The following is a 14,915-nucleotide window of genomic DNA, read 5'->3' as shown; positions in this document are numbered from 1 at the left end:
AGGGCGACACGAGAACTGACCAGAAGGTACCGGCTACGATCGGCGACCGCTATTTCTCGGCGGCAACGGCTTTCGGCGCGTCAGCGGCGGCCTTGCCGTCGCCCTTGACCTCGGGCTTGGCGTCGATGCCCGCTTCCTTGCGCTGCTGCGCGGTGATCGGCGCGGGCGCGTCGGTGAGCGGGTCGACGCCGCCACCGGTCTTCGGGAACGCGATCACCTCGCGGATCGAGTCCTCGCCCGCCAGCAGCGCGGTGATGCGGTCCCAGCCGAAGGCGAGGCCGCCGTGCGGCGGGGCGCCGTAGGCGAAGGCGTCGAGCAGGAAGCCGAACTTCTCCTGCGCCTCGTCGTGGCCGATGCCCATCACCTTGAACACGCGTTCCTGCACGTCGCGGCGGTGGATACGAATGGAACCGCCACCGATCTCGTTGCCGTTGCAGACGATGTCGTAGGCGTAGGCAAGCGCCGAACCCGGGTCGGTGTCGAAGGTGTCGATCGACTCGGGCTTGGGCGAGGTGAACGCGTGGTGCACCGCGGTCCAGGCCGAGTAGCCCAGCGCGACGTCACCGCTGGCGGTCGCCTCGGCGGTGGGCTCGAACATCGGGGCGTCGACGATCCAGACGAAGGCCCAGGCGTTCGGGTCGATGAGGTCGCACTTGCGGGCGATCTCGCCGCGCGCGGCGCCGAGCAGGGCCCGGCTCGACTTGACCGCACCCGCGGCGAAGAACACGCAGTCGCCCGGCTCGGCGCCGACCTGCTTGGCCAGTCCCTCACGCTCGGCGTCGGTCAGGTTCTTGGCGACGGGGCCGCCCAGGGTGCCGTCCTCGTTGATCAGGATGTAGGCCAGGCCCTTGGCGCCGCGCTGCTTGGCCCATTCCTGCCAGGCGTCGAGCTGACGCCGCGGCTGGCTCGCGCCGCCCGGCATGACGACCGCGCCGACGTACTCGGACTGGAACACCCGGAACGGGGTGTCCTTGAAGTAATCGGTGAGCTCGGTGATCTCGACACCGAAGCGCAGATCGGGCTTGTCCGAACCGAAGCGGCGCATCGCCTCCGCGTAGGTCATGTGCGGGATCGGGGTCGCGATGTCGTGCCCGACCAGCTTCCACAGCGCGGTCAGGATGTCCTCGGCCAGCAGGATCACGTCCTCCTGGCGCACGAAGCTCATCTCGAGGTCGAGCTGGGTGAACTCGGGCTGACGGTCGGCGCGGAAGTCCTCGTCGCGGTAGCAGCGCGCGATCTGGAAGTAGCGCTCGATGCCGCCGACCATCAGCAACTGCTTGAACAGCTGCGGGCTCTGCGGCAGGGCGTAGAAGCTGCCCGGCTGCAGACGCGCGGGGACCAGGAAGTCGCGGGCGCCCTCGGGGGTCGAGCGGGTCAGCGTGGGGGTCTCCACCTCGATGAACTCGTGGCGGGCCAGCACCTCGCGGGCGGCGGCGTTGACCTTGGAGCGCAGCCGGATGGCGTGGCCGGGTCCTTCGCGGCGCAGGTCGAGGTAGCGGTACTTGAGGCGGGCTTCGTCGCCGGGGGTCTCGTCGAGCTGGAACGGCAGCGGGGCGCTCTCGTTGAGCACGACCAGGTCGGTGACGTTGACCTCGATCTGGCCGGTCGGCAGGTCGGGGTTCTCGTTGCCGTCGGGACGCTGCTCCACCACACCGGTGACCTGCACACAGAATTCCGCGCGGAGCTTGTGGGCCTGTTCGGCAGCTTCGCCCTCGCGGAAAACCACCTGCGCGACACCGGAGGCGTCGCGCAGATCGATGAAGGTCACGCCACCGTGGTCACGACGCCGGGCCACCCAGCCGGTGAGGGTGACGGTCTGACCGGCGTGCTCGCTTCGCAGCGAACCAGCCAAGTGGGTGCGCAGCACGGTATTCCTTTCGACGACTCGTCGCACCGGCGGAGAAGACCAGGTGCACTGCCATCGTAGTGAGACACGATCCCCGAGGGAAAACCGATATCTCGGCCGGCCGTGTCAAGCTTGTGACGCATGCCCGCGGGCGAGGGGTCCGCCTGCGGTGAATCGCGCTGCAGGACAGCTGGACAACGAGCGAAGGCGAGTACCGCGATGACCTTCAACGAAGGTATGGAGATCGATCCCGGCCGGGCTTCCTCGGGCGGCGGGCCCGGTATGGGCGGCAAGCTCGCCGTCGGCGGCGGCGCGGGCGGTCTGATCCTGCTCGTGATCACGCTGCTCCTCGGCGGTGATCCCGGGTCGGTGCTCGGCAACTTCACCGGCGTGCAGGACACCCAGCAGAGTCAGCCGGGCACCGCGGGCACCCCCAGCCACTGCAAGACCGGCGCCGACGCGAACAAGTACGTCGACTGCCGGGTGGTCGCGACCGCGCAGAGCCTGGACGGGGTGTGGTCGCAGGAGCTGCCCGAGCAGACCGGTCAACGCTACGTCGAGCCCGAGCTGGTGCTGTTCTCCGGCGCCGTGTCGACCGGCTGCGGCAATGCCACCAGCGACGTCGGCCCGTTCTACTGCCCCGCCGACCAGACCGCCTACTTCGACACCGCCTTCTTCCAGGATCTCACCGACCGGTTCGGCGCCAGCGCGGGCCCGCTGGCCCAGGAGTACGTGGTGGCCCACGAGGTCGGCCACCACATCCAGAACCAGCTCGGCGACATCGGCCGGGCCCAGCGCGACCCGCAGGGCGCCAAGTCCGGCGCGGTGCGCACCGAGCTGCAGGCCGACTGCTACGCGGGCATCTGGGCCCATTTCGCCGACAAGCAGCCCGCGCCGGGCAGCACCCAGCCGTTCCTGAAGCCGCTGTCGGACAACGACATCCGCGACGCGCTCTCGGCCGCCAACGCCGTCGGCGACGACCGCATCCAGCGTTCCGCCGGGCGCGGCGTCAACCCCGAATCGTGGACGCACGGGTCGTCCGAGCAGCGCCAGAAGTGGTTCCTCACCGGCTACAAGACCGGTTCGGTCAAGGCCTGCGATACCTATTCCGCGAGTGACCTGAACAACCCGCCCGGGCTACGCTGACCCCCGACGCGACACCGACACATCGTTTTCGACCGAGGGGAACCCATGCGCCTGACCATGACCGGATTGCTCGTCTGCGCTCTCGCCCTGCCCGGCGCGAGCGCCGTCGCCCATGCCGACCCGGCGCCGCTACCCCTGATCAGCGTGACCACGATCCCCGACGGCTGGACCCAGCGCACCGATCTGCGGCCGGTGCTCCAGGTCTTCGACGACGGCAAGGCCGTGCATTCCCCGGACGCGGTGAGCAAGGACCGCAAGCCCGAGACCGCGGCCAAGCAGGTGACGGGAACCGTGGCCGCGGACGTGATCTCGGCCGCGCGTGACGAGATCAACGCGCTGAAAGAGGTCGACTTCGGCATACCGGACGGCGAGGGCAAGGGCACCGCGATCATCGATCTGATGCCGGAGGACCCGGCGGGCGACGCTCATCTCGTCGTCTACTCCCCCGACTCCGCCAACGGCCTGAACCCGGACCAGCAGGCCGCGCGCAAGCGCTTCACCGACCTCTACAAGAAGCTGGTCGACGCCTTCAAGGAAAAGCGCTGAGCTGACGACAACACCGCCCCGGACACCTGATCATGGTGTCCGGGGCGGCGTCGTATGAGCTCAGAACCGGTCTTCGTCGGCGTCGCGTTCGTCCTCGTGGACCGCGCCGATGACCTCCGGCGTGGATTCACCGAGCGGGCCGGTGAGGTCGTCGTTGCCGGTGCGGCTCTGGTAGGGCTGCACGGTGCGGCCGTGTTCCTCGTCGTTGCCGCGCTGGCCCGCGCCCGCGCCACCACCGCCGCCCATGAAGCCGGAGCCGCTGGTGCCCGCGGTCGTGGTGTTGCCGAGACCGGTGCCACCCATCGCGGTGGTCATGACGCGACCGCCGGGCAGTGCCGAACCGGGCACGGCGGTCGTGGCTTTCGGGGTCCCCGTGCTCGGGGTGCCTCCACCGGCGCCGCCGGTCGATCCGCCGCGGGCGGTGCCGAGCGCACCGAGCGCCCCACCGGTGCCACCGCCCGTACCGCCGGAGCCCAGGCCCGACGGAGTGGTCGCGCCGGGCGTGGGGGTGGTGCTGGTGGGCGAGGCGCTGGCGGCGGCGGTGGAGTCGTCGCCCGTGCCCGACAATGCCTCTTCGGCCTGGGTGAGCAGCGGCTCGGCGATGTTCTCGGACGCGGCGCTGAGCACTTCCTCCGGGGAGGGCAGGCCGCTCTGGCCGACGAGCTGCTGCACCACGCCGCCGAGTTCGGCGGTGTGCCCGGCCAGCTGGCCGCGGGTGGTGTTGACGACGGTCACCGCCGAGCCGAGGTGTTCGGTCGCGAGGCCGATCAGCGTGGCCTGGGTGGGCGGCAGCATGATCGTCGGCGCGAGCGCGGTGGCCTGCGCGGCGAAGGTCGTCGCGATCGCCGACAGCTGCGCATTGCCCGACTGGACGACGGCAGCGGCCTGCTCGGTGAGGGCGGAGATGTCGAAGCCGCGCTGGCTGGTCTCCTGGCCTTCGACCTGGGCCTGCTGGCTGGTGGTGGTCGCGGCGTCGGAGGCCTCGCCCTCCCACAGCTGCTGGACGGTCTTGAGGCCGCCCTGGGCGACGCTCATCGCCGAGTCGATCAGCGTGGACGAATTGCTCAGCAGCGTGGTCGGATCGAGCGAGCCGAACACGCCGGTGCCGAAACTGCTCAGCAGCTGCAGGATCGGGTCGAACAGCGAGTCGATGCCGGGCAGCGCGGGAATCGACACCCCGTTGAGCAGCGCGGAGACCGGATCCTCGGTCAGCGAGGTCGCGGCGGCCGAACTCGCGCCGTTGCCCGTGCTCGCCGCGCCGGAGGTCGACGTGCCGGTGAGTGCGCTCTTGGCCGAGTCGAACGCGGTCTGCGCGGTGGCCAGCGCGGGTGCGGCGGCCTGGGTGAGCGTGCTCTGCACGCCGCTCAGCGCCGCGGACGCGTCGGTGGCGACACCGGACAGGATGTCCTGCGCGTCGACGGTGCCGCCCGTGCCGAGCCCGGACAGACCCGACAGCCCGGCCGGGGAGACCGCGGCGTTCTGGGTCTCCTCGGTGATCTTCTGCGCGAGGGTGAAGACCGGATCCTCGCTGGTCGCGATGTCCTCGGGCAGCTGCATCAGCGGGACGTCGAGGATCGCCTGAGCGCTGTAGTCGACCGGGACGGCGCCGAACGCGGACTGGGTCGCGGCGTCGGCGGCGGCCAGGGCGGTGTCGGGCGTGATGACGCCCGCGTCGCCGCTCAGCGGCTTCATGCGATGCCTCCGATCCCGGCGGCCTGACGCGCCAGGTCGGCGGCGTTGGCGACATCGGTCGCGTCGAAGGTCACCGAGGACTTGAACGCGGCGTCGGAGAGTTTGGAGAACTTGGCCGACAGATCGTTGATGTCCTTGGCCTGCAAGGCCTGTGCGGCCGCGAACATCGCCAGGTAGTCGGCGCCGATGAGCCCGAACACCGGGGTCATCGCGGCGACATTGCCCGCCGCGTCGGTGATACCTGCCGCGGCGATATCCCCCGCCACTGCGGCGTTCGTCGCCGCGAACGCGGTGACGGCATCGGTTTGCACCGAGAGATCGGTCATGCGAATCCCCCAACTCGTCGTGAAAAGCCTGCCCTGAGACCGCGATCGGTGGCTGCGAAACTCCCGTCGCGGCCGCCCGAGGGCGCAGTGCGCCAAATATAACCGAACACCCCGGCCTCTATCGAGCCGTGTCGGCTCCGATCTGCGGGATTCGCTTTCAAAACTAGAACATGTTCTATATCCTCGGCGAAATGAAGGTCGCAGTGACCGGCGCAGCCGGCTACCTCGGAACCAACCTGATCCCGCAGCTCGTCGAGCGTGGCCACGAAGTGGTGGCCATCGATCGCGCCGCACCGACCACGTCCGATCCGGCCGTCACCTGGATTTCCGGTGACGTGCTCGATCCGGCGTCGATGCGCACGGCGCTGGCGGGCGCCGAGGTGGTCTACCACCTGGTCGCGCTGATCACCCTCGCCGAGAAGAACGATCTGGCGTGGCGGGTCAACACCGAAGGCGTGCGGGTCACCGCGGAGGCGGCACTCGAGGTCGGCGTACGCCGGTTCGTGCACACCAGCTCCATCCACGCCTTCGACCAGTACCGCGCCGGCGGGCATATCGACGAGACCACGGGCCGCTCCGTCGACCCGGGCCTGCCGGTGTACGACCGGTCCAAATGGGCGGGCGAGCAGGCGCTGCGCCCGGTGATCGAGCGCGGCCTCGACGCGGTGATCGTCAACCCGACCGGCGTGTACGGCCCGATCGACAACCCGAAGCAGCTGTCCCGGCTCAATCGCGTCACCGCCGACGCGATGCGCGGCCGGGTGCCCGTCATGATCGGCGGCGGTTTCGACCTGGTCGACGTGCGCGACGTCGCCAGCGGCCTGATCCTCGCGGGCGAGAAGGGCCGCACGGGCGAGAACTACCTGCTCGGCGGGTACATGACCGAGTTGATCGATCTGTGCCGGATGGCCGCGGCGCGCACCGGCGCCAAGGGCCCGCGTTTCGCGATTCCGGCGAAGGCGCTCGGCGCCGTCCTGCCGGTGGTCGAGCCGATCAGCAGGCGGCTCGGCTCCGACATCCTGTCCAAGGCGGCACTCGGCGCGCTGCTCTCGGCGCCGATCGTCGACCACGGCAAGGCCGAACGCGAGCTCGGCTACCGGCCGCGCCCGACCGAGGAGACCGTCGCCGACCTGGTCGACTTCCTGCGCGCACCGCGCAGCGTCTGACCCCACGCACCCCTACTCCGCCACGACCGCACGGATGATGTCCGCCGTCGCCTGCTGTCCGGCGGCGTTGGGGTGCACCGGTGTCGCGTTGAGCTGGCCGGGCACCGGCGGCTCGACCCACCGGGTCGCGAGGTCGCGGCAGGCGTCGTGCCCGATGCTCGGGGTGTAGATGTCGATGTAGCTCACGCCGTTGACTTCGGCCTGTCGCCGCAACGCGGTATTGAGCTCTTTCTCGACATCGCGCGCGTAGGCGATATCGCCGGGGCTGAGCGGAACCTGCGGATAGCAGCTGCCCGATTCCGGCAGCACCGCCGGATATCCGACGACATACACGCGCGCGTTCGGCGCGAGCGTCCCGATGCGCCCGATGGCCGCACCCATCCCGGGCTCGTAGGCGGCGATGTCGTCGCTGAACCGCGATCCCCAGGTGTCGCGACACGGTGTGCCGACGCCGGCGGCATTACCGAGATTGAGCGTTACGCACTCGATGACCATGGTCTGGAACAGATTGCCGTCGTTACCACCGATCTGATAGGTGACGACCCCGGTCCGCGGCGACAGCGCGTCGAATTGCGGTGGCTGATCGGCATATTGGGCGGTGCTCATATGCGCGGTCGCCGCCGAGGCGCAGCTGACATCGGTGAGTTCCCACCCGGTCGCCGCGGCCAGCCGATGCGGATAGTTCTGCGCCGATCGCGTGCACAGCGGCGGGCTACCGGGAGTGGGATCGAGCAGGCCGGGCGCGGCGGTGTAGGAGTCACCGATCGCGACATAGGACACCGGGGGAGCCGAGATGGCACCCGGAAACAGCAGGCCGAGGACGAGCTGAGCGACGGCCGCGGCAACCAACGGTCTTTCCATCGAACACTTCTTACCGAGACACCCATACCACCAAAAGCCGGGCCACACGGTCCGCCACCAGCAATTTTACGCGCGCAGCGACTAAAATGCGGCCGTCCAGTCTGGTTTTCCGCGGCAGCTCGTCAGCAAGACATCACGACCACGCTTGACACTACATCGAACACATGTTCGACTCAGGGAGTGCGGTGGCAAGCCCAGACCCTCGACGCCGATGACGGCGCCCTGCCCGGATTGACCCGGGCCGGGCTGGTTCGCAGCGTCCGCACCCCCGAGTTCGACGGCATCACCTTCCATGAGGTGCTCTGCAAGAGCGCGCTGAACAAGATGCCGGAGAGTTCCTCGCTGCCGTTCCGCTGGACGATCAATCCGATGCGCGGGTGTTCGCATGCCTGCCGGTACTGCTTCGCGCGCGGCAGCCACGAGTATCTCGGCCTGGACGCAGGCAACGATTTCGATTCCGAGATCGTGGTGAAGACCAATGTCGCCGCGATCCTGCGCCGCGAACTGGCGCGCAGGTCCTGGCAGCGCGAACCGGTGGCGCTCGGCACCAACACCGACCCCTATCAGCGTGCCGAGGGCCGCTATCGCCTGATGCCGGGCATCATCGGCGCCCTCGCGGACTCGGGCACGCCGTTCTCGATTCTCACCAAAGGTCCACTGCTGCGCCGTGATCTGCCGCTGCTCACCGAGGCGTCGCGGCGGGTGGCGGTGAGCGTCGCGGTGTCGATCGCCATCCTGGACCCCGACCTGCACCGCAGCCTCGAACCCGGCACGCCCACTCCTCGCGCGCGCCTCGACCTGGTCCGCGCACTCGCCGACGCGGGTTTCGCCGTCCACGTCATGGCGGCCCCGATCATCCCGTGTCTCACCGACGGCAGCGCTCATCTCGACGCGCTGTTCGCCGCGATCGCCGACGCGGGCGCCGACAGCGCCATGGCCTTCCCCATGCACCTGCGCGGCAGCACACGCGGCTGGTTCCTGAGCTGGCTGGCCACCGAACACCCGGCCCTGCTGCGGCGCTACCGCCAGCTCTACGGCCGCGGCGGCACTGTCACCCCTACCTACAGCGCCTGGCTTCGTGAACGGGTCGACCCGCTGCTCGCCGCCTACGATCTGCGCCGTCCCCAGGGCCGCACCACACCGACGCCGCCGACCACGGCACCCCCGGATCCCCAGCTCGCGCTGTTCGGTTGAGCCCGGCGCTCACACGAGCGAGGCGACCTCGGAATCGGTGAGCACCACCGGTGACACGACGTCCTTCACACGCACCAGACGCACCCCGCGATACAGCGGCCGCTCCCCCAGTCCGGCATCGCGCGCCTCGGCCCGCAACTGCTGCACCAGCACCTCCGAGACGACGACGGCGGCGGCGAGTTCGCTGGCGGCGAGCGCGTCGGCGAGCTTGCGCAGCCCGAGCAGATGCAGCTCCCGCCCACTGCCCGCGTCGGTGTACATCGCCAGCGGCACCAGCTGGATGTCCGCGCCCGCGGTCACCTTCAGCACGATCCGGCTCAGCCTGCCCGGGAACACCAGCAGCTGTACGCCGGTCGCGTCCGCGAGGTCGATGCGATGTTCGCCGAGCAGCCGGTGCGCGCGGATCTCGGTGCCGCTCAACCACATCCGCCTGCGCCGGAATGCGATCACATAGCCGAGTGTCGGCACCGCGACGACGAGCCCGAGGGCGATCGCGTACGGCCAGCTCAGCCACACCGCCGACAGCAGCGTCACGCCGACACCGACACCGAGCGCGGCCAGCGCTAGCCTGCGCAACATCGGCGCGAACACTTCGGGCGCCACCAGGTCGATGCCGACCGGTTCCGCCGCCCGCCCGGACTCCCCGTCCACCATGTCCCTCTCCACCCGCACCGGCTCGTCCGGTCCGAGGCGCGGTCAGACTACCGCGCCCCGACCCGCCGGGCTCAGTTGCCGAGTGCGCTGCGCAGTACGCCGATGACCTCGCCCAGCGGCACCTGCCGCTGCTCGCCGGTCGCCATTTCCTTGACCCCGATCGAGTGCTCCTCGAGATCGCGATCGCCCAGGACCAGCGTGTATTTCGCGCCGGAGCGGTCGGCGCCCTTCATGGCGCCCTTCATCCCGCGTCCGCCGTAGGCCAGGTCGACGCTGATCCCGGCGCCGCGCAGATCGCCCGCGAGCCCGACCAACCGCGCCTTGGCCGCGTCACCGAGCGCGATGCCGTAGACCTGGCAGCGCGCCGGATCGGCCGCCGCCTTGCCCTCGGCCGCCAGTGCCAGCACGGTCCGGTCGACACCGATGCCGAACCCGATGCCCGACAACGGCTGCCCGCCGAGTTCGGCCATCAGCCCGTCGTAGCGGCCACCGCCACCGATGCCCGACTGCGCGCCCAGCTGATCGTGCACGAACTCGAAGGTGGTCTTGGTGTAGTAGTCCAGGCCACGGACCATGCGCGGGTTCACCACGTACGGCACGCCGAGGGCCTCGAGGTGGGCGAGCACCTGCTCGAAGTGTGTCTTGGCCGACTCGGAGAGGTGATCGATCATCAACGGCGCGTTCGCGGTCAGCTCGCGCACCTCGGGCCGCTTGTCGTCGAGCACGCGCAGCGGGTTGATCTGGGCGCGGCGGCGGGTCTCCTCGTCGAGCGGGAGGCCGAGCAGGAACTCCTGCAGCAGGTCCCGGTACTGCGGACGGCAGGTCTCGTCGCCGAGTGAGGTGATCTCGAGCCGGAACCCGTCCAGGCCCAGACCGCGGAACCCCGCGTCGGCGATGGCGATGACCTCGGCGTCGAGCGCGGGGTCGTCGACACCGATCGCCTCGATGCCGACCTGCTGCAACTGCCGGTACCGGCCTGCCTGCGGGCGCTCGTAGCGGAAGAACGGACCGGCGTAGCAGAGCTTGAGCGGCAACTGCCCGCTCTTGTCCAGACCGTGCTGGATCACCGCGCGCATCACGCCCGCGGTGCCTTCGGGGCGCAGGGTGAAACTCTCGCCGTTGCGGTCGGCGAAGGTCCACATCTCCTTGCTGACCACGTCGGTCGACTCGCCGACACCGCGCGCGAACAGGGCGGTCTGTTCGAATACCGGCAGCTCGATGTGCCCGTACCCGGCGAGTCGGGCGGCGTTGATCAAGCCGTCGCGGACGGCGACGAACTCGGCCGAGCCGGGGGGCACGTAATCCGGGACCCCCTTCGGGGCGGTGAAGCTGCTGGTCTTGGTCACGATCATCCAGTTTTCCCCACGGGCGCCCCTGGAGTCCAACCGGTTACCCTCTAGACGAACCTGACGACACGGGAGGAACGCGGTAGTGCCGAGTAACGAACAGCGACGGGCGGCGGCCAAGCGCAAGCTGGAGCGCCAGCTGGAACGACGGGCCGAGCAGGAGAAGAAGCGCAAGCGCCTCGTGATCGCGGGCTCGGTACTCGGTGTCATCGTGGTCGCCGCCGCCGTGACCGGCGTGTACTTCCTCACCAAGGGCGGTGACGAGCCGGAATCCTCGGCCACGGCGAGCGCCACGACCACCAGCAAGCGCGAACTGCCGCCCGCCGCCGCCGCGCCCGCGGTCGCCGCCAAGCCGGCCACCGTCGACTGCGCCTACCCGGTCGGCGCCGAGCCCGCGTCCAAGCCGGTGGCGCCGCCGACCACCACCACGGTCGCCTCCGGCCCCGACGCGCCGAAGACCAAGGTGTCCATCGACTCCACCCAGGGCCCGATCGGCCTCGAGCTCGACAGTGCCGAATCGCCGTGCACCGTCAACAGTTTCGTGAGCCTGGCCCAGCAGGGCTACTTCGACAACACCAGCTGCCACCGCATCTCGGCCGAGACCGGCTTCGAGATGCTGCAGTGCGGTGACCCCACCGCCACCGGCATGGGCGGCCCCGGCTACAGCTTCGCCAACGAGTATCCGACCGATCAGTACCCGGCGAACGATCCGAACCTGGAAAGCCCGATCAAGTACCAGCGTGGCGTGATCGCGATGGCCAACTCGGGGCTGACCCCCGAGGGCACCAACGGCAGCCAGTTCTTCCTGGTCTACGGCGACACGATCCTGCCGCCGAAGTACACCATTTTCGGCACCATCGACGAGGCGGGCCTGAAGACGCTGGCGAAGGTCGGCGCCGCGGGCGACGACGGCTCCATGTCGGCGGGCGGCGGCAAGCCGAAGATGCCGATCAGCTTCAACACTGTCAAGGTGGGCTGACAGCCCCCGCATACGGCACCGAACGGGCCGGACACCGCCACGGTGTCCGGCCCGTTTCCGGTGAAACCGCCCCGACACCGCCGGAAGATCATCAGAGGCAAGGCAATCCTTGGGATCATCCGGCCGATCCCCGCACGTTCCGTATTTTCTCCCCCGCCACTCCGCGTCCACCGAAACTTCTCGACACCTCCCTTGCGTGGCTCCGCCAGACATACAGCCGTGTCCTTCGCGCGGTAGGCTCAGATGTCCACTTCCACAGCAGCATCGGGGAGCAGTCATGGCGGAACTCGACGACATCGGCAGCGAAACTGCGTCCATGATGCGCACCATGCTGCAGATGGCCACCCTCGTCGCCCTCAAGTCGCGTGAGCACGGCCAGAAAGAGGCCGAGGCCCGCGCCAAGGCGGTCGAGGCGAAGATGAAGGAAGCCAAGGAACTCCAGATCCGCGAGGCCCGCGATCTGAAGGCGAAGGACCCGCGCAATTACGAGCTGGGGCAGATGATGTCGGTCGGCACCAAGGCGACGCAGGCGCGTGGCCTCACGCTCGAGAAGGACCCGTCCTCACCGTTCGCGAGCACCGCGGCCTCCGTCGGCGCGAACGCGCCGCAGGTGGGCTACGACTCCGTCGAGCGGCGCGCGGCCATCGCCGCACATCTCGAACGGGCAGGTGTCGCACCGGAATTGGCCGAAGTGCGGATGCTGGTCGAGATGGGGCAGGGCATTTCGCCGGACGAGGCGATCCGGCGCACGAACGCGGGCACCCGCCGGGCCGGTCTCGAACGCGGCATCGATCCGCGCGGCATCGAACGCGGCCGCTGAGCGTCGTTGCCGGTCGAACGGCGGCCGGATCACCGGCCGCCACCGACCTCCGCACCTCGCGGGTTCGGCCCCGCGCTACGACGCCGGTTTGGTCTTGAGCCAGGGACCGGTGACCTCCGGGTCGGAGAACATGTCCTGATCGGAGCCTTCCTGCACCCGTAGCGGCAACGGATCCAGCATGTTCTTGTGCCCGTTACGCACGCTGCAGTACTTGAACGGCCCACGCGGATCGAACAACTTCGCCATGTGCTGATCCGCGTGATCGAGGAACCACACGCTGATGCCGGGGCCGCCTTCCAGCCGGAAGTGCTCCCATGCCTGCCACAGCGCATCCAAACGGATGACCGCCTCGGTGTGCCGCCACCACTCGGGGCACCAGACGGTGTCACTGATATCGGTGACCTGCCTGCGGTAGACCTTGCTCAGGTACCCGTTGACGAACTCGACGACGTTGGGATACCCGTTGGTCAGGTCGTTGGGTCCTTGCATCTGCTCGTTCACAGTGGCTTGACCTCCTCGATGTCACCGATCTGATCCGGCGGAGTGGAACTCGACTGCACCGGCGTCCCGATGAGATCGTCGATGCGGGTCTTGCGCGTGGGATCGTTGTATTCGATCGACCGCTTGACCGCCTCGGAGTACTCGGATTCCCACCAGGGCACGGTCCGGACCAGCACGGCCGGCTGACCCGAGGTGAACACCACCGCCCGGCCGCGCGGCAGCGTGGCCAGTCCCTGCGCGGTGAAGGTCACCGAGGAACTGAGCGAGCGCGAATAGCTCTTGTTGTTGCCCGACTGCGACATCGATTGCGAGATCGAGTCGTACTCGCCGATCGCCTCGGAGCGGTCACGCAGGAACGCCATGTCGTCGACACCGCTGCCGAGCACCTTGATATTGGCGGCCGACCACAGCGCGCTCATTCCCGCGTCGCCCCAGCAGCGCGCGCCCTGGGCCCACGACTGCAGCACGGTCATCACCACGATGCCGCGCGAACCGAAGTGGCTGTACTGCTTGGGCAGGTCCTTCCAGCGCACCACATTGGCCGCCTCGTCGAGAACCGCGAGCAGCGGAATCGGCAGCCGGCCACCGGAAGACAGCGAAGCCTTGCGCATCGCCACGTCGATGACCGCCTCGGTGAGCGCGCTCACCAGCGGCGCGGCCGACCCGCGACCCTCCAGCGACAGGCAGTAGAGCGTGCCGTTGCGCTCGACGAACTCGAGCTCGTCGAACTGCAGGCGGTCGCCGCTGCCGCGGGTGATCCACGGATGCACGTTCGACATCTGCAGGCAGCGGACCATCTTCTTGGCCGTGCCGAAAATTCCGCTCTTGGTGCGCTGTTCGGCGTTGTACTGCATGGCGAGGCCGGCCGCGGTGAAGTCGTGGCCCGCACCGCGCAGATGCTCGATCGGCTCGCTGTTCTGCGGGTTGGTCACCCACTCCCACACCTGGGTGATGGGCTTGCTCGCGATCGCGGCGGCCAGGAACAGCCCGGCGAGCAGGTCCTCGGCTTCCGGGTCGAAGAAGCTGTCGGTGTTGTCGGCGCCGCCGCTCTCGGCGTCGGCGAAGTGACCCGCCAACCGGGCCGCGCGCATCTCGCAGCCCTCCTTGCGGTGGTCGACCCAGGCCAGCGGATCCCAGAACCACGTCGGCCGTTCGCCCGCCACGCCCTGCGGGTCGAAGACGAACGTCGCGCTGCCCTTGGCCTCGCGCACATTCCGGGTCGCGTCGACCACGTCACGCTTGTTCGACGTGGTCAGCACCGGCCCGATGGCCGACAGGATCGCCGGGATCACGCGCGAGGTGGACTTGCCCTGACGCGGACCCCAGATGTCGAGGTGCAGATCCTCGTAGGAACCGTAGAGCGGGGTGCCGTCGGCGACGGCGATGCCGATCGGCACACCGGGCGCGTCGTTGGTGCCCAGGCGCACGCCGAGTTCCTTGGCCTTGGTCCGCACCCCGTCCTCGGTGATCGAGGCGATGGCGCTGCCGCTGCCCATGTGATCGGCCTTGTCGTCGATCGACAACCGGCCGGCCACCGCGCGCGTCTTCATCTTCTTGCGGATCACCACATACGCGATGGCCGCGGCGATGACCAGCAGCACGATCACCGTGGACGCCCGCGGCCAGTGCAGTTTCCCGCGAGCCAGATCCGCGACCACCGCGATCGGGTTCACCGGAATGTTCTGCGGCACCACCGACAACGCGTTGCCCAGGTGCAGCGCGACGGCGAGGGTGATCAGCGTCGCAAAGCCGAACACGATCAGGATCAGCGTCGTGTCGGGTCCGATCGCGGCCGGATCCGTCACCTTCTTCTTCGCCACGTGTGCCTCCTTGTGGAC

Annotated in this window: 14 protein-coding genes; 6 read left to right on the top strand and 8 right to left on the bottom strand. The window is 69.2% G+C overall.

Annotation, left to right across the window (positions count from 1 at the left end):
• Window positions 1–49: 49 nt before the first annotated feature.
• Window positions 50–1,867, bottom strand: coding sequence for an aspartate--tRNA ligase (gene aspS, locus ACFVAV_RS09100; protein ID WP_379032383.1), 1,818 nt, complete (start codon window positions 1,865–1,867; stop codon window positions 50–52).
• Between the two features lie 198 nt (window positions 1,868–2,065).
• Here aspS and ACFVAV_RS09095 point away from each other — a divergent pair, with 198 nt between their 5' ends.
• The gene (locus ACFVAV_RS09095; protein WP_379032380.1) at window positions 2,066–2,992 is read left to right on the top strand and encodes a neutral zinc metallopeptidase; all 927 of its coding nucleotides are present in this window, start codon (window positions 2,066–2,068) and stop codon (window positions 2,990–2,992) included.
• Between the two features lie 45 nt (window positions 2,993–3,037).
• Window positions 3,038–3,538 carry a hypothetical protein gene (locus ACFVAV_RS09090; RefSeq protein ID WP_379032377.1) on the top strand — a complete coding sequence of 167 codons (501 nt, stop codon included), beginning with the start codon at window positions 3,038–3,040 and terminating at the stop codon, window positions 3,536–3,538.
• 60 nt (window positions 3,539–3,598) lie between these two features.
• Here ACFVAV_RS09090 and ACFVAV_RS09085 read toward each other — a convergent pair whose 3' ends face one another.
• Window positions 3,599–5,230, bottom strand: a complete 1,632-nt coding sequence (locus tag ACFVAV_RS09085; protein WP_379032375.1) for a hypothetical protein — start codon at window positions 5,228–5,230, stop codon at window positions 3,599–3,601.
• On the bottom strand, window positions 5,227–5,556 hold the full coding sequence (locus tag ACFVAV_RS09080; RefSeq protein WP_379032372.1) for a type VII secretion target: 330 nt from the start codon (window positions 5,554–5,556) through the stop codon (window positions 5,227–5,229). The genes ACFVAV_RS09085 and ACFVAV_RS09080 overlap by 4 nt, the downstream gene beginning before the upstream one ends.
• Before the next feature lie 191 nt (window positions 5,557–5,747).
• Here ACFVAV_RS09080 and ACFVAV_RS09075 point away from each other — a divergent pair, with 191 nt between their 5' ends.
• Window positions 5,748–6,722, top strand: a complete 975-nt coding sequence (locus ACFVAV_RS09075) for an NAD-dependent epimerase/dehydratase family protein (RefSeq protein WP_379032369.1) — start codon at window positions 5,748–5,750, stop codon at window positions 6,720–6,722.
• A gap of 12 nt (window positions 6,723–6,734) precedes the next feature.
• On the opposite strand, the gene ACFVAV_RS09070 is transcribed toward ACFVAV_RS09075, so the two are convergent.
• On the bottom strand, window positions 6,735–7,583 hold the full coding sequence (locus tag ACFVAV_RS09070; RefSeq protein WP_379032366.1) for an SGNH/GDSL hydrolase family protein: 849 nt from the start codon (window positions 7,581–7,583) through the stop codon (window positions 6,735–6,737).
• A 180-nt stretch (window positions 7,584–7,763) separates the two neighbouring features.
• Here ACFVAV_RS09070 and ACFVAV_RS09065 point away from each other — a divergent pair, with 180 nt between their 5' ends.
• A complete protein-coding gene (locus ACFVAV_RS09065) occupies window positions 7,764–8,777 on the top strand; it encodes an Rv2578c family radical SAM protein (RefSeq protein ID WP_379032363.1) in 1,014 nt (337 codons plus the stop codon).
• Window positions 8,778–8,786: 9 nt separating this feature from the next.
• Here the strand turns inward: ACFVAV_RS09065 and ACFVAV_RS09060 are convergent, their stop codons facing one another.
• A complete protein-coding gene (locus ACFVAV_RS09060) occupies window positions 8,787–9,431 on the bottom strand; it encodes a hypothetical protein (protein ID WP_379032361.1) in 645 nt (214 codons plus the stop codon).
• A gap of 71 nt (window positions 9,432–9,502) precedes the next feature.
• On the bottom strand, window positions 9,503–10,777 hold the full coding sequence (hisS, locus tag ACFVAV_RS09055) for a histidine--tRNA ligase (protein ID WP_379032358.1): 1,275 nt from the start codon (window positions 10,775–10,777) through the stop codon (window positions 9,503–9,505).
• 85 nt (window positions 10,778–10,862) lie between these two features.
• Between hisS and ACFVAV_RS09050 the strand changes: the two genes are divergently transcribed.
• The gene (locus tag ACFVAV_RS09050) at window positions 10,863–11,756 is read left to right on the top strand and encodes a peptidylprolyl isomerase (RefSeq protein ID WP_379032355.1); all 894 of its coding nucleotides are present in this window, start codon (window positions 10,863–10,865) and stop codon (window positions 11,754–11,756) included.
• A gap of 277 nt (window positions 11,757–12,033) precedes the next feature.
• Window positions 12,034–12,576, top strand: a complete 543-nt coding sequence (locus ACFVAV_RS09045; RefSeq protein WP_379032352.1) for a hypothetical protein — start codon at window positions 12,034–12,036, stop codon at window positions 12,574–12,576.
• 75 nt (window positions 12,577–12,651) lie between these two features.
• Here the strand turns inward: ACFVAV_RS09045 and ACFVAV_RS09040 are convergent, their stop codons facing one another.
• Window positions 12,652–13,077 (bottom strand): DUF4913 domain-containing protein, encoded by a 426-nt coding sequence (locus tag ACFVAV_RS09040; RefSeq protein WP_379032349.1) that lies wholly within the window; start codon window positions 13,075–13,077, stop codon window positions 12,652–12,654.
• Window positions 13,074–14,897 (bottom strand): type IV secretory system conjugative DNA transfer family protein, encoded by a 1,824-nt coding sequence (locus tag ACFVAV_RS09035; RefSeq protein ID WP_379032346.1) that lies wholly within the window; start codon window positions 14,895–14,897, stop codon window positions 13,074–13,076. Before ACFVAV_RS09035 ends, ACFVAV_RS09040 begins: the two co-directional genes overlap by 4 nt.
• Window positions 14,898–14,915: the final 18 nt, after the last annotated feature.

The sequence above is a fragment of the Nocardia sp. NPDC057663 genome (assembly GCF_042799895.1).
Lineage (GTDB): Bacteria > Actinomycetota > Actinomycetes > Mycobacteriales > Mycobacteriaceae > Nocardia.
Note: the sequence above shows the minus strand (reverse complement) of the source record. Positions and strands in the feature narration are given on the sequence as shown.